Genomic DNA, 23,911 nt, shown 5'->3' with positions numbered 1-23,911 from the left:
CATTTGCAATTCGCGGCTGTTTCAAAAGCAGGCGATTTCGATCAGGCCTGACCTAAATCCACCGGCTGCAAGAGCAGTTCCTTTCCTTGCAGCGCACAAACGCCGGCGGCCCGATTCACTCGCCCGGCGCGATCGCATTGCTTGGCGTCGGACGATCGGTGATCTGCTGCCCGAACAGGCTGCCGATCAGCTCGACGGCAGTGCGCGCGGTACGGCCGCGCTCGTCGAGAAACGGATTGAGCTCGACAATGTCGACCGATCCCACCACGCCGGAATCGTGCAACAGCTCCATGATCAAATGCGCCTCGCGGTAAGTTGCCCCGCCCGGCACCGTGGTGCCGACACCCGGCGCCACGCATGGATCGAGAAAATCCACATCGAAGCTGACATGCAGGACGCCATTGCTGGCCTTGACGCGTTCGATGACGCGCCGGATCAGCACGGCGACCCCGAACTCGTCGATCTGGCGCATGTCGACGACCCTGATGCGGCGAGCGCGCATCAATTCCTTTTCGAGCTTGTCTATCGAGCGTGCGCCGAACAGATCGAGCCTGTCAGGATCGATCGAGGCACGCGGGTCATCGCCGAGCAGGCCGTCGAGACCGGGCTCGCCACACAGGAACGCCGCCGACATGCCGTGCATGTTCGCCGTGATCGTCGTCTCCGGCGTGTTGTAGTCGGCATGCGCGTCCAGCCAGAGCACGAACAGCTCACGCCCGCGCTCCTGCCAATGGTGTGCCATCGCATTGACCGAGCCCATCGACAGCGTGTGATCGCCGCCCAGGAAGATCGGGAGCGCGCCGGTTTCCGCGATCTCATAGCCCCTGCGGCTCAGCACGCGCGTCCAGCGTTGGATTTCTCGGTAGTGATTGGCTTTCTCGGGCGGTTTGTCTGCGAGGTCCCTAACCTCGGCCACGGAGAGGTCGCCGTAGTCGATGACCTCGAAGTCGAGGCTCTCCAGAAGGGTCGCAAGACCGGCAGTGCGCAGCGCCGCCGGGCCCATCAGGGTGCCGCGCTGCGAGGCTCCCATGTCGATGGGAGCACCGAGCAAGGCGATGCGCCGGGCTCGATCTGTCAGGGTCCGATCGGTCACGGCGGTCTCCTGGGATCAGAAAGGCTGCCGCAGCCTAACAGAGATTCGCACCCGTCGTTTCACGGGCGAATCACCTTGGCTCCGGAACAAAATCCCGTGGCCCGCATTTTCATCGCAAGGCCGGCACCCGCCGTTCAAAACGGCGCCTGTCGCGGATAGCCAAAGGTCGCAAGACCCGCTGTTCAGAACAAGCGCTCGCGCGGATAGCCAAAGGTGCCGGCTTCCGTCACATCGTCATGCCGGGAGGTCGCGCGCTTGAGCACGGAGATACCGCAGTCTGGTCCTCAACCCGGCATGGCCGAACGCGCCATCGACGCGGCGACGGACGTAAGCCGCACGATCGGCGAGGTCGCGGGAGGTCTGCACGCTGCTGTCGATCGCCTGACTGCAGTGGTCGAGGAAGCTCGAAAGCCGGGCCGACCGCTCGCGACGGTCGCCGCGATCACGCGCGAGGCGCCCTTGGCCAGCCTCTTTGTGGCCTTTCTGTTCGGCGTCGCGGTGGCACGCCGGCGTTAGTGGTTCTGCTGAATACGCGACCGTCTAAGCGGCGCTGACGGCGACATGATCGGCCGCCAGGAACTGACTGTCGAACGCTTCCGCCGGCATCGGACGGCCGAAGAAATATCCCTGCCCTTCCTCGCATCCCATGCCGACGAGGAAATCGGCCGTGGCCCGGTTCTCGATACCTTCAGCCACGACCGTGAGCCCGAGCTGCTTGCTGAGGCCGATGGTCGAGCCGACGATCGCCGCGTCGTCGGAGTCGGCCAGCAGATCGAGCACGAACGAGCGATCGATCTTGAGCCCGTCGAGCGGAAACTTCTTCAGATAGCTAAGGCTCGCGTAGCCAGTGCCGAAATCGTCGAACAGGACGCGGACGCCGAGTTGCTGGATTCGCTTGAACATGTCGAGCACGCGGCTTTCGTCGTGCAGCAGGATGTCTTCGGTGACCTCGAGCTCGAGCAGCGACGGCGTGAGCCCCGTCGCTTCGAGCAGCGCCGCGACCGAATGCGCGAGATCGCCGGAATGGAGCTGCGAGGGCGAGAGGTTGACCGCGACGCGCACGCGGTTGCCCGACAATTCCCAGGCACGCGCCTGCCGGCAGGCCGTCTCCATCACCCAGTTCCCGATCCGCTCTGATAGTGCCGAGGTGTTGACCACCGGCATGAACTCGCCAGGCGAGACATAGCCGCGCACCGGATGCCGCCAGCGGATCAGCGCTTCGGCCCCGACCAGGCTGCCGTCAACCAGGCGGACCTGGGGCTGGTAGAACAGCTCGAACTCGCTGCGGTCCACAGCAAGCGCCAATTCGTTCTCCAGCGTCAGCCGGTTCTCCAACTCCTGTCGGATCGCGCTCTCGAAGATCAAATGGCCACCGCGCCGCGTCGTCTTCGCACGGCTCAATGCGAGATGGCCGTTGCTCAGAAGCTCGTCGGCGTTGTGTCCGCCGTCGGGATAGACGGCGACACCGATGCTGATCCTGACGCGGTGCTCGCGTGTGCCCGCTGCAAGCGGCGCTTCGAACGCGCGTGAGATCCGTTCGGCAAAGTCCGCAATCGGCCCGGCGGCCTCCGCACAGTCAAGCGCGATGGCGAATTCATCGCCGCTAAGGCGGGCGACGACCCCCTTGCCATTGACCTCGGCGCTCAGACGTTCGGCGACGGCCCGCAAGACGAGGTCGCCGGCTGAATGTCCAAGCATGTCGTTGATCTGCTGGAAGCCGTCGAGCCCGAGCACGAGCAGGGCGACGTCGGAAGAGCGCCCCTCTGCCGCGGCGATCAGGCTGGTCAGGCCGGCATGCAGCATGTTGCGATTGGCAAGGCCGGTGAGCGCGTCGTGTTCGGCGAGATATCTGACGCGCTCGGCCTCGCGCTTGCGAACCGAGATGTCGCGCAGGATCGCGCCGTACTGAAAGCCTTCCGTTCCCTGCCAGCCCGAGAAACTCGCTTCGACGGGGAACGTCTCGCCGTTCTTGCGGCGTCCCTCGAACTCGACGACGACAGCCCCGCCGGGCATCAGCAGCGCCTGACGCGCAGCATCGCGCATGGCAAAAGCCTTTGCGCCGCCATCCGCCGGCACCGCGCAGAGGGCCTCGAACGGCCGTCCGATCATCTCGGTCGGCATATAGCCGAAGATCGCGCTGGCGCCGGGATTCCACACCGTGATGCGGTGCTCCTCGTCGGTGCAGACCAGGCCGTCACCAAGTGACATCGCGATGCGGTGAAAACGGCTCTCGGCAATGCGCCCCAGAAGGCTGCGGAAGTCGATCTCGTCGAGCGCGATCGCCGTCAGATAGGCGATGATTGCGATATGAAACAGCGAAGTGTCGATGATGAGGGGCCATCTGGCTTGAACAAGCGTGGCAATCGCCTCGGCCCCGACGCCTGCCGCGACCAGGACCGCGACGCGGACGCCCGGTGCAAAGCGGCGCCACGCGTACATCATCAGCAGGCAGAGCAGACCGAGGCCAACCATCATGCCGACATCGGACGTCCAATGCAGCATCCGGTTCTGGAGGATCGATTCGGCCGCCAGTGCCTGGAGAACGGGACCCGAGACGATCTTGCCGTTCGGAACACTGAAGCGGTCACCGAGCTCGAGCGCGGTGGCCCCGACGATGATCTTCTTGTCTCTCAGCTTGTCGAGGGTCGCGGCATCGCCACGCAGGACGTCGACATAGGAGACGCTTGGAATGGAGCCCGCACGAATGCCGAAATCGATCAGGAAGGGCGGACGCCGATTGGTGTCCTGCCCGGCCAGCACGACCGCCATCGATGGCATCACGTCATCACCGAGCTTCTCACCGACGGGATAGCGGCGAACCAGGCCGTCGGACTCGATCCCGACATTGACGAGGGCCGGCCAGGACTGGTTGCTGAACGACTTCAGGGGACGGTTGATGTGAGCCGCGCTACCATTCGGCGTCGGCTGCTTGAAGGACGGCAGGATCGTCGACCCGCCGACCTCGCGAAGCGCCGCGAGGAAGGCCTCGTCGGAAGCCGGATCTGACGGCGTGCTGAAATCCACGTCGAAGGCAACATCCTGCGCACCCGCGGCCTCGAGCCTGCGCAATAGGTCCGCATGGAGCCGGCGAGGCCAGGGCCACACCCCGATCTGGTCGATGGACGGTGCGTCGATCGCGACCACGACGACATTGCCGGTCGCCGCCCGCGATTGCCAGGCAAACCGCAGATCGGTGAGCGCATTGCGAAGCGCGCCATGCCACCCCGTGGACAGCACGACCGCCAGCGCGATCAAGACAAGAATATGCGGCCGATAACGTTTCACCTTGCTCCCCCGCACCGACGACCCTGGCCGCCAGGTGCTCCCCTATGCCGACGGCACGGTTCTAGTGATGCCTGTACCAACCATAGTGGTGGCCGTTGTTGCCATTGTTGCCGTTACCGCTGTTGCCGTTATTCCCGTTGCCGCTGTTACCGTTGCCGCTATTGCCGTTGCCGCTGTTCCCGTTGCCGGTACCGTTGTTGCCGGTGCCGCTGTTGCCATTGCCGGTCGCGCCTGTCCCGCTGCCGCCATTTCCCGAGCTGCCGCTGGACACATTACTGGTTGAACCGGCGGCGGTCGCAACAGTGGCCGCTTTCGTTGCATTCGACGACGTCGATGTGGCCGCGGCAGCGGATGCGCTGCTGCTCGCGATGGCCGCCGTTATGGCGGAGCTGTTGGAGGCTGTGGTGGTCGTGCTTGTCGGGCTCTCGCTCCACACCGTAGTCGTGCCGGTGCTTGGGTTCGCGGCGTTGCGGACCCGACCCGGCGCGACCGCGCCGTGGGCAAGACCATTCGTGACCTTGTGGACGTTCAACTTGACTTCGCCGAGCGAATTCGAGATGCGCACCACGCCGGCCTTGGGGGCGAGACCTCCGTTTGCCTGATGCGATTGCATCGGCGCACCCGCTGCCTTGGTCCCCTTATCGATCGCGCCGAGCGCATGGATCGCGTGACCGTTCGCGGCATTACGCGGGGCCGACAGGCCCGATTTCGGCACGGGGACACGCTCGATCGTCGGGGCGCGCGGCTTGCCTTGCTCGATCGGATTGAAGGTGCCGGCGCCGCCCAGGCTGAGGCCGGGCTTGCCGTGCTCGAAAGCGGTGGCCGATTGTCCAGGCATGACCTGGGCGATCTGCCCGGTCTTGAAATCGGAGACTTCGACCTGGCCGCGGAAGACGCCGACCTTGGTGCTGCCCGCACCGACGGTCACGCTGAACTGCGTTCCCTTGACCACGGCGGCGAGATAAGGCGTCTCCACCTCGAAATGCTTGACGTTGCGCTTCTCGACCTCGAGCAGGATCGAACCTGCCTGCTGGACAATGGTGGTCGAGAGTCCGTCCTTCTTCTCGGCCGGCAAGCCCACCACGGAGTTCGGCGAGATCAGGATCGTTTCCTCGCCGCGGACGAGCAGCACTCGTCCGTTGCGCCCGGTGCGAATGGTATCGCCCGGGTTCAACGTCCCCTCCTGGCCCAATGAGACCTGCTGCGCGCCGCTCGCGGCCAGCCAGACCTCGCCCGAGGATTTGCTGACCGACCAGACACCATCGTCCGCGGCGGATGCGCCGCAGGCCGTTCCCAGGATCAGTGCCGCCACCAAGGCGCACCGCATTCCAAATCTGCCCAGCATGACGATCCTCAGTCCGCGTTATTGCGACCCCTGAGGGCTATCCGAAATCACTCAAGAGAGAATTAGCGTGAACCAGCCAGTCGAGCGGCCGCATTAACCAATCATTGACCATAAAAAACTATTAAAAATCATGCGGCTAACGAGACCTTACCAGATCATCGGGACTTCTCCGTCAAACTACGGGGATCGGCTCGTTGCACGCATTGAGAAGCGGCATCTCCTTACCGCGTTGCTCCTCCTCACGCCGATTTTCACAGGAGTTTCGCAGGCATTCGCGCAGCAGGCGAACCAGCCGGGCTTCGATCCCCGGCAGCCCGAGAAATACTTTGAAAACCAAACCGAGCAGGAATCGCTGCGACGTCCCCCCGTCAGATTGCCGACGGTTGGCCAGCCCAACACCGGCGGTGACACCAGACCCCAATTCGTGCTGCGCGGCGTCCATGTCTCCGGCGCCCATGCCATCCGCGGCGACCGCATCGCCGCAGCCTATTACCCCTATCTTGGCAAGAAGGTCTCGCAGGCCGACCTCGCCACGATCGCTGGCACGATCAGCGACCTCTACCGCGCCGCCGGCTTCCATCTGAGCCGGGCGATCGTGCCGCCGCAGGACATCGCCGACGGCCGCGTCCGGATCCAGGTGATCGAAGGCGCGATCGTGCAAGCGGAGCTGAAAGGCGACGGCGCCGAGCAGTTCGGCATCAGGCCGATGCTCGGCCCGGTTCTGGCCGAGCAGCCGTCGCGCCTGGCAACGCTCGAACGCCAGCTTTTCCTCATCAACGGCAGGCCGGGCGTCCGGATCACGGATACCGCGCTGGAAGAGATTGGCGGTGCGACCGGCCGCTTCCGCCTCATCGTCTATGTGAAGACCTGGCACGTCTTCTCATCATTCGGTCTGGACAATCTCGGATCGTCCTCGGTGGGCCCGTGGCAGACTTATGCGACCGGCGCGTTCAACTCCTACCTCACGCCCGGCGACACGCTTGCGGTCAACTTGTCGACCATTGCCAATGACCCGCGCGAGCTGGGCTTTGGGCGCCTCTCCTATGACGCGCCCGTCGGCGTCGATGGCGTGCGCCTGGGTGCGTCCGTCCTCTACAGCGCGGTGCGGCCGGGCGACGCCCGCCGCCTCGACAGCGACATCACCACGACCGAGGCGTTCGAGATGCGGGCAAGCGCCGTGCCCTTCATGTCGCAATCGTCCGGGCTGACGCTCACGCTGGCAGGCACCTTCAGCAACGTGTCCGAGCACGACCTTTACGGCCCCTGGTACAACGACCATATCAGAACCGCGAGCTTCACCGCTGACTATCGGCTCCAGGATGGCTTCGGCGGTAACAACTTCGCGACGCTGACCTACCGCCAAGGGCTCAACATCTTCGGTGCCTCGCAGTTCGACGACGATCTGTTGTCGCGCGATGGTGCGTCGTCGAACTTCTCGGTGCTGAACCTCTGGTTCACGCGCTACCAGACCCTCAACGACGCCTGGTCGCTCAAGATCTCCGCGGCGAGCCAGACGGCATCCCGGCCGCTGTTCACCTCGCAGCAATTCTATCTCGGCGGTGCCGCCTTCGGCCGGGGCTATGGCGCAGCCGAAATCAGCGGCGACAACGGCCTTGCCGGCTCGCTCGAAGTCCGTTTCGACCAGAAGCTCAATTTCCGCTACTGGACTGGCTATCAGCTCTACGCTTTTGGCGACGCCGGCGCGGTCTGGAATGACGGTTATCGGCTCAGCGACGGCTTGGCGCTGACGTCGGCGGGCGCCGGCGTGCGCTTCTTCCTGCCGGACGACCTTCAAGCCGATCTCGGCGTGGCAGTCCCCTTGAGCTACCGGGCGCCCGACAACGAGCGCCGCAGTCCGCGCTTCCTGTTCACCCTGTCGAGCGCGTTCCGGCTCTGCCCCGAGCGCGGCAAAGGCGGCTGCCTCTAGCTGCGAGGCCTTCGCGCGGCGCATCCCGCCATGCTGCCCTTTTGCGGCCTTGCTCACAGACTTGCCTAAATTTAATCCCGTAACCTGCTCACGATCGCTCGATCAGAGGCTGCCAATGACCATTTTCAGTCGAAAGTGATTGGGACGTAACTATGAAAAGGGTGTTTGCAGTCCTGGCGTTTCTCTGTGCCCTCGGCATCGGCCAGTATTTCGTCGTTAGCCGGTTTGCGATCCGCCACGACACATGGACTCTCTTCGACGCCTCGCGGCAGCGGCCGATCACGGTCGAGGTCGCCGTGCGGCGCGACTACGAAACCAAGGCCAATCTCGGCCTCTGGAAGCTGCCGCTTGCCATCATCAGCAACGGCAACACCGTCAAGGCCACCGAATACTCCTTCCTCGCCAACGTGCTCGCGGCACGCGGTTATCTCGTTGCCAGCATCCAGCAGGACCTGCCGAGCGATCCGCCGCTGATGACCCATGTCGGCCAGCAATATGTCGGCCGGCGCGAGGTGTATATCCGCTGCGAGGCCAACATTCTCTTTACGCTGGGCGAACTGAAGAAGCGGCAGGAAAATGTCGATTACGACCATATTACGCTCGTTGGGCATTCCAACGGCGGCGACGTATCGATGTATGTCGCCCAGCAGCACCCCGAGCTGGTGTCGAAAGTCATCACGCTCGACAATCTGCGGGTGCCGTTCGTTCTCAGCGACAGCATGAAGGTCCTTTCATTCCGTTCCAAGGATCCGCATTTCGTCACCGACCCGGGTGTGCTGCCGACGCCGGAAGAGGCCAAGGCGCGCGGCATCGATATCGTCCATACCGGTGCGCAGCACAACGAGATGAGCGACCGAGGTCCTGATGCAGTCAAAGAAAAAATCCAGGCGACGCTCGATCGCTTCCTGCGCGACAGCGCCAGCAGCGCCCTCGCACCGGCTGACACGAAGAGCCCGATGATCATGAACCCTGGTGACTACTAGCCGCAAAAAAGCTTTGCGACAGATCAAGGCAGCTCACCGCCGGCCAGGATAGGAAAGACGTCACCATCCCGGAGAGGCCAGTGTCGCACATCATCGCAAGCCTTGATACGAAAAGCGCTGATACGAGGAGCCTTGATACGAGAAGCCTCGGTCTCCCCGCGGCGAGGACGTCGGGGTTTGTGCGCCATCTCTATCGATCGGCCCGCAGGCTGCTGCGGTCGATCATCGCCCGCATCGATCTCTCGCAATTTCCGGGATCGTGCTGCGGGTGAGTGCCGCAGTCGCAAGCAGATCCATGAGGGTTGCCGTATGCGCCAGCATTTGAGACGAATGTGCCTGATGCTTGCCGTCGCATCGAGCCCCGGCTCGTCATCCGCCTTCGCCGCCGATGCCAGTCACGGCGCCGACCTTGCCAAGCGCTGGTGTGCAAGCTGCCACGTCGTGGCGAGCGGCCAGGCCCAAGCCAGCGCCGATGTCCCTTCCTTTGCGTCGGTTGCGCGCCGGCCGGACTTCAGTCCCGAGCGGCTCGCTTTCTTCCTGCTCGACCCGCATCCGAAGATGCCGAACTTTCCGTTGAGCCGGACCGAAGCCAGCGACATCGCCGCCTATATCGGATCACTGCGCCCCTAAAGCGCAGGCCAATACGACCTCTGCTATAAACTGCAAATCCCTGCCGGAGGACCGACAGGGATCAGCAGAAAGGATGATGGACGGCGAATGAGGACACTCGGTGGCCCATCATGGACCTGCATTCATATCGAAGAGCGGATCTTAATGCCGCGCAAGATCAATTTGTGGGCAGGCTGTATACACCTGGGAAATCAGGACTTGGGAAATCAGGACCTGAAAAATCAGGATTTGCCCTTACCCGGTTGCATGAAGCTGCCCGTCATCTGACGCATGTGATCTCCAGCGCTGGTGAACTGACTGCGCAGGAAGTCGGATTGGATTCGCATCGCCTCCTGAAGGTCGGTGGCATGAACGAGCTTGCGCGCATGCTCGAACGCCGACTTCATATTCTGCTCGGTAAAGGCGAGAGCCTGTTTCGACACTTCGTTGCCCGCTCCGGGAACCGACGTCATCGATTTGGTGGCGGCTTCGAAAAACATGCCGAATGCCTTTTCGGCCTGGTCGATCGTCTTCTCGGCCAGGTCGCGCAATTCGGCCGGAACTTCGAGCTTCGGTTCGATCATGGTCGCACTCCTCCCTTTTTCTTAGCTGAATACCACACTTGCCGGACCGCCTTCCAGCGGCGAGCGCCGGGGGAAACGTCCCCGGCAGTCCGGCTTGGGCAGGAAAACGGAGGAAACGGCCTCAGACGCGCGGCCTGGCTCAGGACAGGGGGTGTTCGGGAAGGGCTTCTTCGGTCGCGAGGTCTTCGACGAGCTTGATGACCTCAAAACGCTGTCGCGGCGCGAGCTTCAAAAAAGCGCGGAGCAGACGCAGGCTCTCGACAGTGCCGCTCGCAGGTGCGCCAAGCTTGAGGTGCAGTTCAGCCGCGAAATTGAGGTTCTTCATCTCGCACCTATGACAAGCATCGGCCTTCCTGATCCGGCATCGAGGTCCCACGCGAGAGCCAAACGCCACAACCGGACCCCATGGCCCGGACGAACTCTCGGCCGGATGGCCCCGGCGGGTTGGCACTCCGGACAACACATCCGAAGCGTTCGGGCTCAACCGAACAGGTTGTAATTATGACAAGGAACAACCCCTCCGGCAAGCCCAACCACCGGCTGAGCGATGCTTCGTCTGCATCGCAGCACGGCAATTCCGGATAACAGGAATATGGACCGCCGTCACCGGCCTGCGTCAAGAAGCAGCATCCATCACGCACGCAGCCGCTATCGCTGTCAACCGGCTTGGCGTTTCGTCCTGTTTCCAACTGAACAGAGGTTAGCGGACACCGCCTTAGCGCTTCCTGAGGATATACACGTAATTGTTGAGTCCGATCTCAGCGGTTGTATCGTCGACGAAATGAATGTCGATTTGCCCCTTCGCATCAAGGTTCATCGCGCCCGATATGTTTCCGTCCATGAACCCACGTTCAGGATAGGACGACCAAGCGGTTGCGAAACGGCCACGCAGATCACGGGCGCCATGGCTGATGACTTAAAACCGATTCGGGCGCGCGTCAGCACCAAAGGACGACGGCATGCTTTCTCGCTGCGATCTCATCAAGGGCGCCGCGGTTGCGCTTCTCACCCTCTCGATACAAGGCGCATGGGCGCAGGAGACCAAGATGAACCTGTTCAAGATCGTCACCATCAAGGACGAAATCGTCGTGGGTTTGTCGGCGGACGAGCTTCAGGCGCTCGGCGGCAACGATGCCAGCGCGGTGGCACACGCGCTGGCGCAGAAGGGCGATCTCACCGTCTGGCAATACAACGTGCACCGCGGGCCCAACGGCGAATTGCAGCAGGCGCCGACCGCTAAGATCGGCCTCCTGGCCAACGCCTCGCTTCGCGTCGAGCCCTACACGACGCCGTACCAGATCGTACCCCATCCCTGAGCAGCAAGCCGGCGCGCCCGCGGCGAGGCCGCAGGCGCGCCGCAATCATCTGCGCTGGCTTGCACGTTTTGTCTCCGTTTCCGTCGCAAAGCCGTAGATTAGCGCCAGCCGGTCCAGGCATTCGCGGAAACGCCGCGCGAAATAGTCGGTCCAGCGCTGCGTCCGGACGCCCCGGCGCTCCCCGATCTGATCCATGGTCAGGCCCAGCACCAGCACGTCGTACACAAGCGCCGATCCATCAGTGCCGAGTTCGCGCTCGATGCGATTCAGCCGCAGTACTGCCTGTCGCTGGCTCTCGGTGACAGGCTCGCGCGTGCCTGCACCGTCAACATATTCGCGCGTCGTATCGACCGCCTGGGGGCCCCGCTCAGCCCGCTCCCAATCGTTCTGGAAGGCGCGTCCGCCGCGATATTGCGCCTCGTCGATCTGGTGATGCGCGTGCAGCCGCCCGAGCGGGTCGCCACGAACCGACCGGACGACCACGATCTTCTCGCCGGGATCGAGCGCAAGCGGATTGTCGACCTCGACCTCCGCCAGTTCGGCATTGAACGGCGCCTCGCGTGAGCGGCGGTCATAAATGCCAGTCAATTTGTAGGATTTGTTGCGTCCGGCGCGTGCCACTCTGGTACTCCTTGCAAAGCTGACAGTTGAACGGCAGCCGCCGCTTCAGGCGGCGGAGACCAGCCGCAGCACGACGGGACCGGCGACGCGGCCAGGCGCAGCTCCGGACCGCCGCGTCAGGCGGGCATGCGGCGCGCAATAGCTCGAGCCCGGCTGGCGCGGATGACCGCAGAAGGTGATCTCCTCTCCGTCCTTGTCGCCGCCATAGGGATAACGGCAGTCCTCGCAATCGAGCTGATCCAGCGCCACCAGACGTGGCTGGACGCCGACACAGCGCAACTCGACCGGCGCGACAGGCTTCATCGCGGACCGCGGCGGCACGTCCAGGCACGCCAACCGCCCCCGCGACGGCGGGACTGCCTCACCGGGCAATGATGGCGCGATCGACGGGCTCGTTATCCGCGGCGGTGCAATGAGCCCAAGCCGCCTGACCCGGCCGACAATTGCGCTCCGCGTATAAGCCGTTCCGAACCTTGCATTAATCTCCTGCCCGATTTCCGCATAAGACATGCCTTTGAGAAAATAGTCGCGAAGCACGTCGGAATGCTCCGACGGCCAATGGCCCGGTTCCATGCTGCTATCCTGTGATGCGCCTCCTTCCGATCGCACGATCGGGGAGCGAGATGCACATTCCGGTATTCCGAAGAAAGTGTCAAGCTATATTTCTGATATTCATAATTGCATTAATTCCGAATTTCGGACTAAAAGGGTTGCAGTCGATGGGCAATCGAGGGAATCACCATGTTGGACGTTGCGATGATCGAGCGGGGCCTGGAGAAGACAGGCAAGAGCAAAGGCGGCCTTGCGGCGGCGATGGGCGTGCGGCCGGGCGCGGTGTCCGAGATCCTCGGCGGCGAGCGCTTGGTGAAGGCCTCCGAAATCATTCCGATCATGGAATATCTCGAGCTCAATCTCGCGCCGATCATGGGCCGCGTCGGCGCCGGCGCCGTCATCGAGCCGGACTATGAGCAGGTTCCCCCGGAAGGCCTCGGCGACATCGCACTGCCCTTCCCGATCATGGAGGAAACGATCGCCTTCGAGATCGTGGGCGATTCGATGATGCCCAAATACGAGAGCGGCGACGTGATCGTGGTCTACAAGGACCAGCGCCATCCGTTGTCGAGCTTCTACGGCGAAGAGGCGGTCGTCCGGCTCAAGACCGGTGAGCGCTATCTAAAGACCATCGAGCGGGGCAAGTCACCCTCCGTCGTCAACCTGACCAGCTTCAATGCCAAGCCGATCGTCGGCGTGAAGCTCGAATGGGTCGGCGAGATCTGCCTGTCGATGCCCAAGGGACAGCTCGAGCGGCTGCGCGCCAAGTCGGCCCGCCCCCGCAAGAAGGGCAAATGAGGCCGATTTCCGATTTTTGGAAATACAGCTTGACTTGATTCCGTTTTTCGGAAATACTCTGCCGCGCTCCCCGTGGGGCGCGGCAGGATCGTTTCATGCAGTATTTCGTCGTGATGATCGACTATGGGCGGCGCGGCCGCGAGGCAGTCGTGGACCCCGAGATCACCAGGCGCGAAGTCGTTTCGCGCATCGCTTCAGGCGAATACCAGAACATCTCATTCATCCACGAGATCGCGGAGAATTCGGTCGAGGATGTCACCGAGGCGATCCTGACCGAAGCCGCCCTCCCCCATGTCCCGCCTGAGGACGTCGACCTCCAGGCGCTCCGCCTGGATCACGCCCGCGACCTGCGCAAGCACGAGAGGACGTGACGCAGGCTTAACAAGCGACCTGCGCCACCCTCCAGCACGCGATCACACCGTGAGAACGGTCGATCCGGTTGTCTTGCGCGCGGCGAGATCGGCATGCGCCTTGGCCGCATCCTTCAGCGGATAGGTCTGGTGCACTTCGATCTTGACGGCGCCGGATTTGACGACGTCGAACAACTCGTTCGCCATCGCGACCAGGGCATCCCGCTTTGCGGCGTAGGTGAAGAGCGTCGGACGAGTGACGTAGAGCGAGCCCTTCTGCGCGAGCAGGCCAAGATTGAGCGGCTCAACCGCACCTGAGGAAGCACCGAACAGCGCGGCAACTCCTAGCGGCGCGAGGCAGTCCAGTGATTTCAGAAACGTATCCTTGCCGACGGAGTCGTAAACCACGGGCACTTTCTTGCCGCCCGTGATCTCGTCCACGCGCTTCACGAAATCCTCGCGCGTGTAGATGATGACGTGATCGCAGCCATGCGCCTTGGCGAGCTGCGCCTTCTCGTCGCTGCTGACGGTGCCGATGACGGTCGCGCCGAGATGTTTTGCCCATTGGCTCAGGATCAGACCGACCCCCCCGGCGGCGGCATGGAGCAGGATGGTATCGCCGGCCTTCACGCGATAGGTCTGCCGGATCAGATACTGCGTGGTGAGCCCCTTCAGCATCATCGCCGCTGCGGTCTTGTCGTCGACACCGTCGGGCAGCTTCAACAAACGGTCGGCGGGGATCAGCCGCGCCTCGGAATAGGCACCGAGCGGCGAAGCACCATAGGCGACGCGATCTCCAGCCTTCAGATCGGTGACACCGGGCCCGACTTCCTCGACAACACCCGCCCCCTCACTCCCAAGACCACTCGGCAATTGCACCGGATACACGCCCGAACGATTGTAGATATCGACGAAGTTGAGACCGACGGCGGTGTGGCGAATGCGCGCTTCGCCGGGTCCAGGCTTGCCGACATTGACCTCCTCCCAGACGAGGACTTCAGGACCGCCGGTCTTGTGAAAGCGAATGGCGTGCGTCATGGGCGTTGCTCCCTTATCGTTGCAGTGAAGGTCCGTGGAAAGCGGATCGGCCAGAGAAATAGGCATTTGGTCCGCCCGTTACAGTATAGAAGACGTAACAAGAATGTCACAGCGAACGACAAACGCCCGCCGTTCCGCCTCTGTTCGAAAGAGTTGATGACAACCGCGACGCGACCGGCAGTAGCCTTTGCCCGGGGTTTGGTGGTCGCCTGCGAAGGAGAGCCGAGATGCCAGCTTATGTACAGCATCATCAGGATATCGAAATCGCGCCTGTGATTTGCCCGACATGCATGGGATTCCTGCCGATGTATGTGCGCGAGGTCGAGCCACATTGGAGCCTTGCCAAGATCGACTTCGTCTATGAATGCGCCGATTGCGGCGCCGAAGTCCGGCAGACCATCCGGAAGCCGGAGCTGCTGCGGCACTGATCGCGCGATCGGCGCACCGCTTAACTATTTGCGTTCAGCGGAAAAAACGCCCCTCACGCGGGTCAGATGTCTCCCAAACGAGGCTTGTTCTTTGCTGGGAACGCAGGCAGAACAAGGCTCAAGCAAGACCTTTGGGAGCGCCAATTCGTGGCTGAACAGAAGCCCTCGACAGCGATCGAGGCAGTGGAGAGCGGCCTTGCCGCGCAGGGCTACATCGCGAGCCGGCAGATCGCGACCGCCGTCTTTTTGTCACAACAGATCGAAAAGCCGATCCTGGTCGAGGGCCCCGCGGGCGTCGGCAAGACCGAGCTTGCCAAGGCGATCGCCGCCTGGCGCGGCAAGAAGATGATCCGCTTGCAGTGCTACGAAGGCCTCGACGAGGCCAAGGCACTCTATGAGTGGAAATACGCCAAGCAACTTCTCTACACCCAGATTCTGAAGGACAAGCTCGGCGAAGTCTTGGGCGGCGCACAGACATTGCATGCCGCGCTCGACCAGCTCCACGATTTCGGCGACGTGTTCTTCTCCAAGGAATTCGTCGAGCCACGCCCCCTGCTTCAGGCGCTGGAGCAACCCGGCGGCTGCGTGCTGCTGATCGACGAGATCGACAAGTCGGACGCCGAATTCGAATCGCTGCTGCTGGAAATCCTCTCGGACTTCCAGGTCACGATCCCCGAGCTCGGCACCGTTTCGGCGATCACGCCGCCGACTGTGATCCTCACCTCCAACAGCGAACGCGACCTCGGCGACGCCCTGAAGCGCCGCTGCCTGCATCTGCACATCGGCTTCCCCGAGCAGCGTCTCGAGGAGCGTATCGTCGAGAGCCGTGTGCCCGGCATCTCTCAGACGCTGCGCCGGCAGATGGTCGGCTTCATCCACGAGATCCGCTCGCTGGACCTGAAGAAGCTGCCCTCGGTCAGCGAGACCATCGACTGGGCGCGCGTGCTGGTGCTGCTCCAGGCCGCCGAGCTCGATACGGACATCGTCAAGGACACGCTCAACGTGCTCCTGAAATACGAAGCTGACATCGAGGCTGCGGCTCCACAAATCACGACCTTCATTGCCAAGGCGGCACGATCCAACGTCTTCGGTTGACGCCCGATGCGCGAGAACCTCCATCGTTTCTTTCGGGCAGCGCGCGGCGTGGGCGTCCACGTCTCGCCCGCCGAAAGCATCGATGCGATGCGTGCTGTTTCGCAGGTCGGCTTTTCCAACCGGACCATCCTGCGCGATACGCTTCTGCTGACGCTTGCCAAGTCTCAGGACGAGAAGCTCGCGCTCGGCGATTGTTTTGACCTGTTCTTCAGTCAGCCCGAGCCACGCGAGAACGAGCCCGAAGCCGGCAGGAACGAAGACGCTTCGCAAAGCGCGGATCAGTCTTCCCAATCCGGCTCGACCAGCGAAGCAGGCGAAGGCCAACCGCCCGAGGAATTGGGCCCGTTGGCGCAGATGCTGCTGTCGCAGGATCGCAATGCGCTCGCAGCCGCAATCGCGAGTGCCTCCGGTGCAGCTTCGCTCTCCGATATCCGCTATTCCACCCAGCGCGGCATCTTCTCCAGCCGCATTCTGGACGCCATGGGCCTGCAGCGCCTGCGCGACGAGCTTGACGAGTTGACCGCAACCAATCCCGCACTCGCCGAGCGCCTCCGCGCCGCCCTCGATGCCTTGCGCGAAATGGTTCGTGACACGGTCTCGCAGGGCCTTGCACTGTATGCCCGCGAGGAGGCCGAAAACCTACGCAACGAGATCCTGCGCAACGCACCGCTTGCCCGCATCGAGCGGCGTCAGGTCGCCGAGATGCGGGCCCTCATCCGCCAGATCGCGCGCCGATTGCGCGAGCGCTATTCCAAGCCGCGCAAGCGCCAGCGCCGCGGCCATCTCGACGTCCGCCGCACGCTCCGCCGCAATGCCGCCTGGGGCGGCGTACCCTTCCTGACCGCGTGGAAGCGCAAGCACCGCGACCGGCCAAAAATCGTGGCGCTCTGCGACGTTTCGGGTTCGGTCGCGCAGGTATCGGATTTCTTCCTGCTCCTGATCCACTCGCTGCACGAGGTCGTCGACGACGTCCGCTCCTTCGCCTTCTCCTCACACACGATCGAGGTCAGCGAGATCCTGGAGAAGAAATCGCCGGAAGAGGCAATGGCCGAGATCATGTCCAAGGTCGGCTTCGGCTCGTCCGACTACGGCTCGTCGCTGGTCGATTTCGAGAAGGACTTCATGAGTACGCTGACGCCGCAGACCACGGTGATCGTGCTCGGTGATGCCCGCACCAACAATCTCGATCCGCGCGCCGACATCTTGCGCCGCATCTCCGAGCGCTCGAAGCGGTTGGTCTGGCTCAATCCCGAGGGACGGCTGGCGTGGGGCTTTGGCGATTCCGAGATGCCGCGCTATGCGACCTTTTGCAGCGTCGTGCGCCAATGTGCTACCGCGCAGCAACTCGAGCGCGCCGTATCCGACATCGTGGCGACTTATCAGTAGGTCTCGATACGCCGCCGGACGTCAGCCTCGCGCAAGCTCCGCCTGCGCGACGTTGCACTCCCGGAAATGATAGGCAATTTCATCGAGTGCGCGCTGCTCCCATTCCTGGGCTTGCGCAAGCCAGAAGACGCGGCGCTCGGAATCCAGCGCAGCACGTTCCCGGCAAAGAGATTCCTGACTGCGAATTTCCACCAGCCTGTTCATGCACTCCACTCCTGCCGCGTGAAGTTCATCCCTCGCGAATCAGCGTAACAAACTTCCGAACGACCCGTCTCAAGATTTCTGTGCATATTGCGACGCATGATGGGACAGCGATGCTTCCCGTGCACTGCAGCAGCTCCACGTCATCAAGCACGGATCATCAATTAGTGATCGGAGATCGGGACGATAGCCGTTCGCAAACGATCTTAACTCTTGTGGCGCAACCGAGTGCGGCAATTCGTGAAGAGAAGTTCTAAACAGCTCATCGAATTCCCGACTCATTGTCGTCGCATGGTCTTCATGCAGCGCCGCTAACAGGGGCGCGCGGCACGATCGCTTGAGGCAACATGAGCAACGATTTCGACTTCGATCTTTCATCCGACCAGTGGGAAGCGCTGAAGGCGCTCCGCAATCCGATGTCGAATAGTCGTTCCTCGAAGGCATATGTCGTCCAAAGCCTGGTCGCGCTCGGCCTTGTCGTAGTCAATGACGGCGTACCAACGATGACACCGATCGGACGCAAGGCGCTGGTGCGCGGATCATGCCGTTTGCTGGACCTCGCCGCCTGACGCATGCGTCAAAAAATCTGCGCGGTCACGATCGCGTAAGCGATGAACACAATACCGAGCCCCCACACCATCGCCGGAATCTGGGACCGAGCGCCACTTCCAGCGCGATCGACAGGATCAGCACCGCAGGCATCGCCGCGCCACCAGCACCGGCGTGAACATGGACCGAACAGAAACCGCATTGACGAGATCGATCATATCGATGCGCGAGCCCGCCGATCGCCTGGCGCCTGAAAAATAGACTTTTGCCCATCGCCAAAATCGGATTTGCTCTGTTCGGAAACGAGCGCGCAACGACGCCGCGCCAGATAGGTAAGGGAGCTGGTCATGAACGGGCTTGGCGGATTGAACAAATCGCCCGAGGGCGTGGTCATCGGGCTGGTCCAATTGCAGCTGCCGAGCGTCGTGACCCGCGCCGATCTCGCCAGACAGACCGAGCGCATCGTGTGGATGGTCGGCAAGGCCCGCCGCAATCTCTCCACCATGGATCTGGTGGTGTTCCCCGAATATTCGCTGCACGGCCTCTCGATGGACATCAATCCCGAGATCATGTGCCGGCTCGACGGGCCCGAGGTCGCTGCGTTCAAGAAGGCATGCATCGATAACAGGATCTGGGGCTGCTTCTCCATCATGGAGTTCAACCCGCACGGCAATCCCTACAACTCAGGCCTGATCATCGACGACCACGGCGAGATCAAGCTCTATTATCGCAAACTCCATCCCTGGATTCCGGTCGAGCCGTGGGAACCCGGTGATATCGGCATTCCCGTGATCGAGGGACCGAAAGGCGCCAAGATCGCGCTGATCATCTGCCACGACGGCATGTTCCCGGAAATGGCGCGGGAATGCGCCTACAAGGGCGCTGAGGTCATGATCCGCACCGCCGGCTACACCGCGCCGATCCGCGACGCCTGGCGCTTCACCAACCAGGCCAATTCATTCCAGAACCTGATGGTCACGGCGAATGTCTGCATGTGCGGCTCGGACGGCTCGTTCGATTCCATGGGCGAAGGCATGATCGTCAATTTCGATGGGACTGTGCTGGCACACGGCACCACCGGTCGCGCCGACGAGATCATCACCGCCGAAGTCCGCCCCGATCTCGTGCGCGAAGCCCGCATCAACTGGGGCGTCGAGAACAACATCTACCAGCTCTGGCACCGCGGCTACGTCGCGGTGAAGGGCGGCGCGATGGACTGCCCGTACACTTTCATGCAGGACATGGTCGCGGGCACCTACCGCCTCCCCTGGGAGGATCAGGTGAAGGTCACCGACGGCACCTCCTGCGGCTTCCCGGCGCCGACACGGATGTTCGGCAAGACGGCGAAGGCGGCGGAATAGACCATTTCGAGCGGAAACCGCGACATTCTGGCACGGGAGTTGCTCCGTTTTTGACATCGAGACGTCAAAAACGGGGGTATTCTCATGTCGACCATTGCCGCGGCGCCGGCCGCCGAGACCAAGCCGCTCTATACCTCGCTGTTCGTCCAGGTCCTCGCCGCGCTGGTGCTTGGCGTCATCTTGGGCATGGTCGTCCCGGACTTCGCCATCGGGCTCAAGATTCTCAGCGACGCCTTTCTGAAGCTGATCTCGATGATTGTGGCGCCGATCGTGTTCTGCGTTGTCGTGCACGGCATTGCCGGCGCCGGTGACCTCAAGAAGGTCGGTCGGGTCGGCGTCAAGGCGCTGGTCTATTTCGAGGTGATGACCACCGTTGCCCTCGTGGTCGGCCTGCTGCTCGCCTATCTGTTCGGCCCCGGTCACGGCATGAATATCGATCCCTCGACTTTGGATGCCAAGGCCCTCAACACCTATGCCGACAACGCCCACAAGCTGGCCGGCGGCGGCATCGGCGCCTTCCTGATGAACGTGATTCCGACTACCTCGTTTGACGCGCTGTCGCGCAATGACGTGCTCCAGGTGCTGTTCTTCGCCGTGCTGTTCGGCGTCGGCCTCGCGCTCGTCGGCGGCGAGAAGGGTGCGCTCGTCACCAACATGATCGACGCGGCCTCCACCGTGCTGTTCCGTGTCATGGGGCTCATCGTTCGCGTGGCGCCACTCGGTGTGCTCGGCGCGGTCGCCTACACCGTCGGCAAATACGGCGTCGGCTCGCTGAAACAGCTCGTGTCGCTGGTGATGCTGTTCTACGTCTCGGTCGGCATCTTCGTGCTGGGCGTGCTCGGCAGCGTGATGGCGCTCGCCGGCATCAATATCCTCAAATTCCTCGCCTATCTGCGCGAGGAGCTGACCATCGTGCTTGCGACCGCCTCGTCAGATGCGGTGCTGCCGCAGATCATGAAGAAGCTGGAGCGGATGGGCGTGAAGGATTCCGTGGTCGGCCTCGTCATTCCGACCGGCTATTCCTTCAACCTCGACGCCTTCTCGATCTATCTGACGCTCGCCGTCGTGTTCATCGCGCAGGCGACCAACACGCCGCTCTCCTTCGGCGATCTTCTGCTGGTGCTCGGCGTCTCCCTGATCACTTCAAAGGGCGCGCACGGCGTGCCGGGCTCGGCGATCGTGATCCTAGCCGCAACGCTTAATGCGGTGCCGAGCATCCCCGCGATCGGCCTCGTGTTAGTGCTGTCGGTGGACTGGTTCATCGGCATGGCCCGCGCGGTCGGCAACCTCGTCGGCAATTGCGTCGCCACGGTCGTCGTGGCCGCGTGGGAAGGCGACCTCGACCGCGCCAAGGCCGCCAAGGTTCTCGAAGGCGGCGAGCTGGTCGACGTGACGGCGGGCTAATTTCCGCGGATCAATCATTCCACTGGAGGAGCGGCGTTCCATACGCCCTCCTCCAGACGGACAGGAAGCGCGGAAACCAGGAATGCGCCACCGCGCCCTTATAGGCCCAGGTCCGATATTTGAGGCCCTGCTCCGATATCAGCTCCTGATATCCGCCATGGACCTCGGTCGCGGTCCGGATGTCCTTCAAGATTCCCTGCGCACAGGCCCGATAGGTATCGCTCCCCGAGGCTTCATCGAAGTCCAGCATGCGATCCGCGAACTCGACGTTGAACGTCGGCCACGAGGAACGTCCCTGATAGGCCGGCGCCGCAATCTTGTGGATCATCTTGTTCCGCGGATTATCCGCGGAGACCAGGAAATGAAATGTGCTGGGGATGCGGAATCGCGGCTCCGCGATGATCAGGTCCGTCGTCGCCGCGAACAGCGTGCGCTCGCCGGCATCGCTCATATTCCAGAAGCCGCGATGCACGCTGACGAAGTCCAGCGCCACCAACGACGCCGGAGATCCCGCCCAGCCATCCAGCGAATGCCTGATATAGCCGTCCTTGCCGAACAGGCAGAGCAGATCCCGCTTGTATTGCGCGAGATCGCGCCCAAGCAGCCGCTTCAGCTCGTTCTCGTCGACGACGCCAAGCTGCACGCTCCACGCGAACGTCGTGTAGACGCAAGCATTGGTGACAAAGCGCCGGCGCTCGGCACGGGTATCCGTCGCCGCAGAGCGAGGGCCGCTCGCGTCGCACAGCAAATATCTGGTGCCGTCGGCCTCGAACGGCTCCAGCTCGCTTGCGAGCTTCAGGATCGCGCGCTTCAGATCGCCGCCGTATTCGGCCAGCAGCAGGCGGCCGGCATGCGCACATTGCGACATCGCCAGATAGGACGACGCCCGTTCCTCGGCTGAAAGCATCTGCTGCAGGCCGGCGAGAATGCCGAGCAGCGTATCCGAGGGCCGCGAGAAATAGTTGACGCCGAGATACCGGCAGCGCCCCGCCGGGACGATGGTGGTCGTGACGACGTCGGCGCGAACGGCCTCGAGCAGCAGGCGGACGCTTTTATCGAGCAGGCGCGCCCGGCGCACCGCATCCTGCGCATCCATGATGGTCTCGGGGTCGAGCACGTCAGGATAGAACCAGGCGAAATCGCGCGGGTAGTAGGCGGAGGCATGCGGTGCGCCCGTGACGAGGAAAGCCTCGGTCACCGAAAAGGCACTGTCCATCGAATGCCGGTAAAGATCCTCGATCGCCGACAGCGAATGAGGCGACTTCCTCATGAACCGATCACCGAGAAAATTGATCGCCTGAAGAGCATTGGCGACGAACGTCGCAGCCGCGCCCTGATAGAAGCGGTTCTCACGGTGTGGGGGAAAGGAGATGTCGCTGTTCATCTGCGTCAATCGATTGATGTCACGTGGTGCCGGTTACCGTTTACACCTGTCCGATTCGTGTCTCTACCCGGTGACTTCCGGGCTCCCGGCGGTCAGCGGCCCTCCCGCGGCTTGAAATTCTCGATCACCCGCAGCAGCACTCGCGCGCCGGCATCGACGTCCGCAAGCTCGACATGCTCGTCCGGATGATGGCTGATGCCGCCGCGGCAACGGACGAAGATCATGCCGACATCGGCGATATCGATCATCGCCATGCCGTCATGCCCCGCCCCGCTCGGCAGATCGAAGACGGCCAAACCTTCCGCGGCGATCGCCTGCGCGATCTGGTCTTTCAGCCAGGGCGCGCAAGGCGCCGTGCGGTTCTCGTGGGTGACGTCGAGCTGGAGCGCCAGTTGACGGCGCTTTGCGATCGCTTCGATCTGCCTGACGACATCTGCGACCGCGCGCTTGCGGTGCATGTCGGTCGGCGCGCGCATGTCGATGGTGAACGACACCTCGCCGGGAATGACGTTGGTCGCGCCGGGCCGTGCCTGAATGTAGCCGACGGTGCCGACCAGCCCGGCCTCGTCGGTGCGGCAGAACTGTTCGATGGCGCCGATGCATTCGGCAGCGCCCGCGAGTGCATCGCGCCGCAGAGCCATCGGCACGGTGCCGGCGTGACCGGCCATGCCGGTCAGCCGCGCGGCAAGCCGCGTGGCGCCCGCAATGGCGGTGACGACGCCGACGGGGAGATTCTGCGCTTCCAACACCGGCCCCTGCTCGATGTGCAATTCGAGATAGCCAAGCAGCTCGCGCCGGGCGCGCGCGGCCGCGCCGATATGGTCGGGATCGAGGCCAAACGTCACGAGCGCATCGCGCATCGAGACGCCGTCCCGATCTCGCGTATTCAAGACGCTCTCGTCAAAAGTGCCGGCCACCGCGCGGCTGCCGAGCAGAGTGGACGCAAAACGCACGCCCTCCTCGTCGGCAAAGCCGATCACCTCAATCGCAAACGACAGGCGCTTGCCGCGGCGATTGAGATCGGCGACGCAGGAGATCGCCGTGATCACCCCCAGCGGCCCGTCCCATTTGCCGGCATCGCGCACGGTGTCGTAGTGCGAACCCAGCATCAGGCAGGGTGCACCCGGCCGCTCGCCCTCGTAGCGGCCGCAGACATTGCCGATGGCATCGAGATGCGCGCTCATGCCGGCCTCGCGCATCCAGCCGAGGATAAGCTCAGCGGCAGTCCGCAACTCCTTGCTCAGATAGATACGTGTGAGCTTTTCGGGGTCTTCCGAGATAGACCCGAGCTCGTTGATGCGCCGGACGATCTCGTGGCCGAGCGATGCATCGTGAACGGCGTTACCAGCACCCATCTCGGCGAGCTTTCCATCTTCGAGGGGCCGCAGCGGCGGCGGCCCTGGCGACAATCGATACAAGTTCGGTGCCAGCAAAATCATGCAGCGGCATCATCCCAACCAGCGCGTGGTTAGCATGAATGCGCCTTACCGGCAGACCGTCCGGCGTCGGTCATGCACATGTCAGCGTCCGCCAAAATTGCTTAACTCAACTGCATACAATCATGAAAAACAGCTCATAAATTAATCTGCTGATTTCCTGACC

At 62.9% G+C, this 23,911-nt stretch carries 25 protein-coding genes; 13 read left to right on the top strand and 12 right to left on the bottom strand.

Translation table 11 applies throughout. The features are described from left to right. Positions 1 to 115: 115 nt before the first annotated feature. The gene (gene rocF / locus HYH08_RS11235; protein ID WP_220009858.1) at positions 116 to 1,093 is read right to left on the bottom strand and encodes an arginase; all 978 of its coding nucleotides are present in this window, start codon (positions 1,091 to 1,093) and stop codon (positions 116 to 118) included. 255 nt (positions 1,094 to 1,348) lie between these two features. Here rocF and HYH08_RS11230 point away from each other — a divergent pair, with 255 nt between their 5' ends. After that, positions 1,349 to 1,609 (top strand): hypothetical protein, encoded by a 261-nt coding sequence (locus HYH08_RS11230; RefSeq protein ID WP_220009857.1) that lies wholly within the window; start codon positions 1,349 to 1,351, stop codon positions 1,607 to 1,609. A 24-nt stretch (positions 1,610 to 1,633) separates the two neighbouring features. Here the strand turns inward: HYH08_RS11230 and HYH08_RS11225 are convergent, their stop codons facing one another. The 3 genes from HYH08_RS11225 to HYH08_RS37790 all read right to left on the bottom strand — a co-directional run bounded on the left by HYH08_RS11225 (position 1,634) and on the right by HYH08_RS37790 (position 6,165). After that, positions 1,634 to 4,378 carry an EAL domain-containing protein gene (locus HYH08_RS11225; protein WP_220009856.1) on the bottom strand — a complete coding sequence of 915 codons (2,745 nt, stop codon included), beginning with the start codon at positions 4,376 to 4,378 and terminating at the stop codon, positions 1,634 to 1,636. 61 nt (positions 4,379 to 4,439) lie between these two features. Further along, entirely contained in the window at positions 4,440 to 5,723 is a 1,284-nt protein-coding gene (locus HYH08_RS11220) for a FecR family protein (RefSeq protein ID WP_220009855.1), read from the bottom strand. A gap of 172 nt (positions 5,724 to 5,895) precedes the next feature. Continuing rightward, positions 5,896 to 6,165: a hypothetical protein gene (locus HYH08_RS37790; protein WP_228747806.1), complete on the bottom strand. Its 270-nt coding sequence runs from the start codon at positions 6,163 to 6,165 to the stop codon at positions 5,896 to 5,898. Between HYH08_RS37790 and HYH08_RS11215 the strand changes: the two genes are divergently transcribed. The 3 genes from HYH08_RS11215 to HYH08_RS11205 all read left to right on the top strand — a co-directional run bounded on the left by HYH08_RS11215 (position 6,148) and on the right by HYH08_RS11205 (position 9,263). Beyond that, positions 6,148 to 7,650, top strand: a complete 1,503-nt coding sequence (locus tag HYH08_RS11215; RefSeq protein WP_349631414.1) for a ShlB/FhaC/HecB family hemolysin secretion/activation protein — start codon at positions 6,148 to 6,150, stop codon at positions 7,648 to 7,650. The two genes, HYH08_RS37790 and HYH08_RS11215, sit on opposite strands and share 18 nt — an antisense overlap. A gap of 152 nt (positions 7,651 to 7,802) precedes the next feature. Then, positions 7,803 to 8,633, top strand: a complete 831-nt coding sequence (locus HYH08_RS11210; protein ID WP_220009853.1) for an alpha/beta hydrolase — start codon at positions 7,803 to 7,805, stop codon at positions 8,631 to 8,633. Positions 8,634 to 8,942: 309 nt separating this feature from the next. Continuing rightward, the gene (locus HYH08_RS11205) at positions 8,943 to 9,263 is read left to right on the top strand and encodes a c-type cytochrome (protein ID WP_220009852.1); all 321 of its coding nucleotides are present in this window, start codon (positions 8,943 to 8,945) and stop codon (positions 9,261 to 9,263) included. 221 nt (positions 9,264 to 9,484) lie between these two features. Here the strand turns inward: HYH08_RS11205 and HYH08_RS11200 are convergent, their stop codons facing one another. Further along, the gene (locus HYH08_RS11200; protein WP_220009851.1) at positions 9,485 to 9,826 is read right to left on the bottom strand and encodes a phasin; all 342 of its coding nucleotides are present in this window, start codon (positions 9,824 to 9,826) and stop codon (positions 9,485 to 9,487) included. A gap of 139 nt (positions 9,827 to 9,965) precedes the next feature. Beyond that, positions 9,966 to 10,151 (bottom strand): hypothetical protein, encoded by a 186-nt coding sequence (locus HYH08_RS11195; protein WP_007601490.1) that lies wholly within the window; start codon positions 10,149 to 10,151, stop codon positions 9,966 to 9,968. Between the two features lie 634 nt (positions 10,152 to 10,785). Between HYH08_RS11195 and HYH08_RS11190 the strand changes: the two genes are divergently transcribed. After that, on the top strand, positions 10,786 to 11,142 hold the full coding sequence (locus tag HYH08_RS11190) for a hypothetical protein (protein ID WP_220009850.1): 357 nt from the start codon (positions 10,786 to 10,788) through the stop codon (positions 11,140 to 11,142). 45 nt (positions 11,143 to 11,187) lie between these two features. Here HYH08_RS11190 and HYH08_RS11185 read toward each other — a convergent pair whose 3' ends face one another. Next, positions 11,188 to 11,763: a hypothetical protein gene (locus HYH08_RS11185; protein ID WP_220009849.1), complete on the bottom strand. Its 576-nt coding sequence runs from the start codon at positions 11,761 to 11,763 to the stop codon at positions 11,188 to 11,190. Positions 11,764 to 11,808: 45 nt separating this feature from the next. Beyond that, positions 11,809 to 12,336, bottom strand: coding sequence for a GcrA family cell cycle regulator (locus HYH08_RS11180; protein WP_220009848.1), 528 nt, complete (start codon positions 12,334 to 12,336; stop codon positions 11,809 to 11,811). Between the two features lie 168 nt (positions 12,337 to 12,504). Here HYH08_RS11180 and HYH08_RS11175 point away from each other — a divergent pair, with 168 nt between their 5' ends. Both HYH08_RS11175 and HYH08_RS11170 read left to right on the top strand, forming a co-directional pair. Next, positions 12,505 to 13,113, top strand: a complete 609-nt coding sequence (locus HYH08_RS11175; RefSeq protein ID WP_220009847.1) for a S24 family peptidase — start codon at positions 12,505 to 12,507, stop codon at positions 13,111 to 13,113. A gap of 95 nt (positions 13,114 to 13,208) precedes the next feature. After that, the gene (locus tag HYH08_RS11170) at positions 13,209 to 13,484 is read left to right on the top strand and encodes a hypothetical protein (RefSeq protein ID WP_220009846.1); all 276 of its coding nucleotides are present in this window, start codon (positions 13,209 to 13,211) and stop codon (positions 13,482 to 13,484) included. Positions 13,485 to 13,526: 42 nt separating this feature from the next. Here the strand turns inward: HYH08_RS11170 and HYH08_RS11165 are convergent, their stop codons facing one another. Then, on the bottom strand, positions 13,527 to 14,501 hold the full coding sequence (locus tag HYH08_RS11165; protein ID WP_220009845.1) for a quinone oxidoreductase family protein: 975 nt from the start codon (positions 14,499 to 14,501) through the stop codon (positions 13,527 to 13,529). A 227-nt stretch (positions 14,502 to 14,728) separates the two neighbouring features. Here HYH08_RS11165 and HYH08_RS11160 point away from each other — a divergent pair, with 227 nt between their 5' ends. The 3 genes from HYH08_RS11160 (at position 14,729) to HYH08_RS11150 (ending at position 17,410) form a co-directional block, all read left to right on the top strand. After that, entirely contained in the window at positions 14,729 to 14,929 is a 201-nt protein-coding gene (locus tag HYH08_RS11160) for a hypothetical protein (protein ID WP_057749711.1), read from the top strand. A gap of 147 nt (positions 14,930 to 15,076) precedes the next feature. After that, positions 15,077 to 16,024 carry an AAA family ATPase gene (locus HYH08_RS11155; RefSeq protein WP_220009844.1) on the top strand — a complete coding sequence of 316 codons (948 nt, stop codon included), beginning with the start codon at positions 15,077 to 15,079 and terminating at the stop codon, positions 16,022 to 16,024. A 6-nt stretch (positions 16,025 to 16,030) separates the two neighbouring features. Next, positions 16,031 to 17,410 carry a vWA domain-containing protein gene (locus HYH08_RS11150; protein WP_220009843.1) on the top strand — a complete coding sequence of 460 codons (1,380 nt, stop codon included), beginning with the start codon at positions 16,031 to 16,033 and terminating at the stop codon, positions 17,408 to 17,410. Positions 17,411 to 17,431: 21 nt separating this feature from the next. Here HYH08_RS11150 and HYH08_RS11145 read toward each other — a convergent pair whose 3' ends face one another. Continuing rightward, positions 17,432 to 17,614, bottom strand: coding sequence for a hypothetical protein (locus tag HYH08_RS11145; protein ID WP_220009842.1), 183 nt, complete (start codon positions 17,612 to 17,614; stop codon positions 17,432 to 17,434). 344 nt (positions 17,615 to 17,958) lie between these two features. Here HYH08_RS11145 and HYH08_RS11140 point away from each other — a divergent pair, with 344 nt between their 5' ends. From HYH08_RS11140 to HYH08_RS11130, 3 genes are all read left to right on the top strand, one after another. Further along, positions 17,959 to 18,180 carry a hypothetical protein gene (locus HYH08_RS11140; RefSeq protein ID WP_220009841.1) on the top strand — a complete coding sequence of 74 codons (222 nt, stop codon included), beginning with the start codon at positions 17,959 to 17,961 and terminating at the stop codon, positions 18,178 to 18,180. Positions 18,181 to 18,507: 327 nt separating this feature from the next. Further along, positions 18,508 to 19,521, top strand: a complete 1,014-nt coding sequence (locus HYH08_RS11135) for a formamidase (RefSeq protein ID WP_220009840.1) — start codon at positions 18,508 to 18,510, stop codon at positions 19,519 to 19,521. Positions 19,522 to 19,605: 84 nt separating this feature from the next. Next, a complete protein-coding gene (locus tag HYH08_RS11130) occupies positions 19,606 to 20,925 on the top strand; it encodes a dicarboxylate/amino acid:cation symporter (RefSeq protein WP_220009839.1) in 1,320 nt (439 codons plus the stop codon). A 10-nt stretch (positions 20,926 to 20,935) separates the two neighbouring features. On the opposite strand, the gene HYH08_RS11125 is transcribed toward HYH08_RS11130, so the two are convergent. Continuing rightward, positions 20,936 to 22,309 (bottom strand): hypothetical protein, encoded by a 1,374-nt coding sequence (locus tag HYH08_RS11125; protein ID WP_220009838.1) that lies wholly within the window; start codon positions 22,307 to 22,309, stop codon positions 20,936 to 20,938. A gap of 92 nt (positions 22,310 to 22,401) precedes the next feature. Next, the gene (locus HYH08_RS11120) at positions 22,402 to 23,664 is read right to left on the bottom strand and encodes an allantoate amidohydrolase (RefSeq protein ID WP_220009837.1); all 1,263 of its coding nucleotides are present in this window, start codon (positions 23,662 to 23,664) and stop codon (positions 22,402 to 22,404) included. Between the last annotated feature and the right edge of the window lie 247 nt (positions 23,665 to 23,911).

It is taken from the genome of Bradyrhizobium sp. BR 10289, assembly GCF_019455385.1.
Taxonomy (GTDB): Bacteria; Pseudomonadota; Alphaproteobacteria; order Rhizobiales; family Xanthobacteraceae; genus Bradyrhizobium.
The sequence above is the reverse complement of the archived record's forward strand: the minus strand, read 5'-3'. Positions and strand labels throughout refer to the sequence as shown.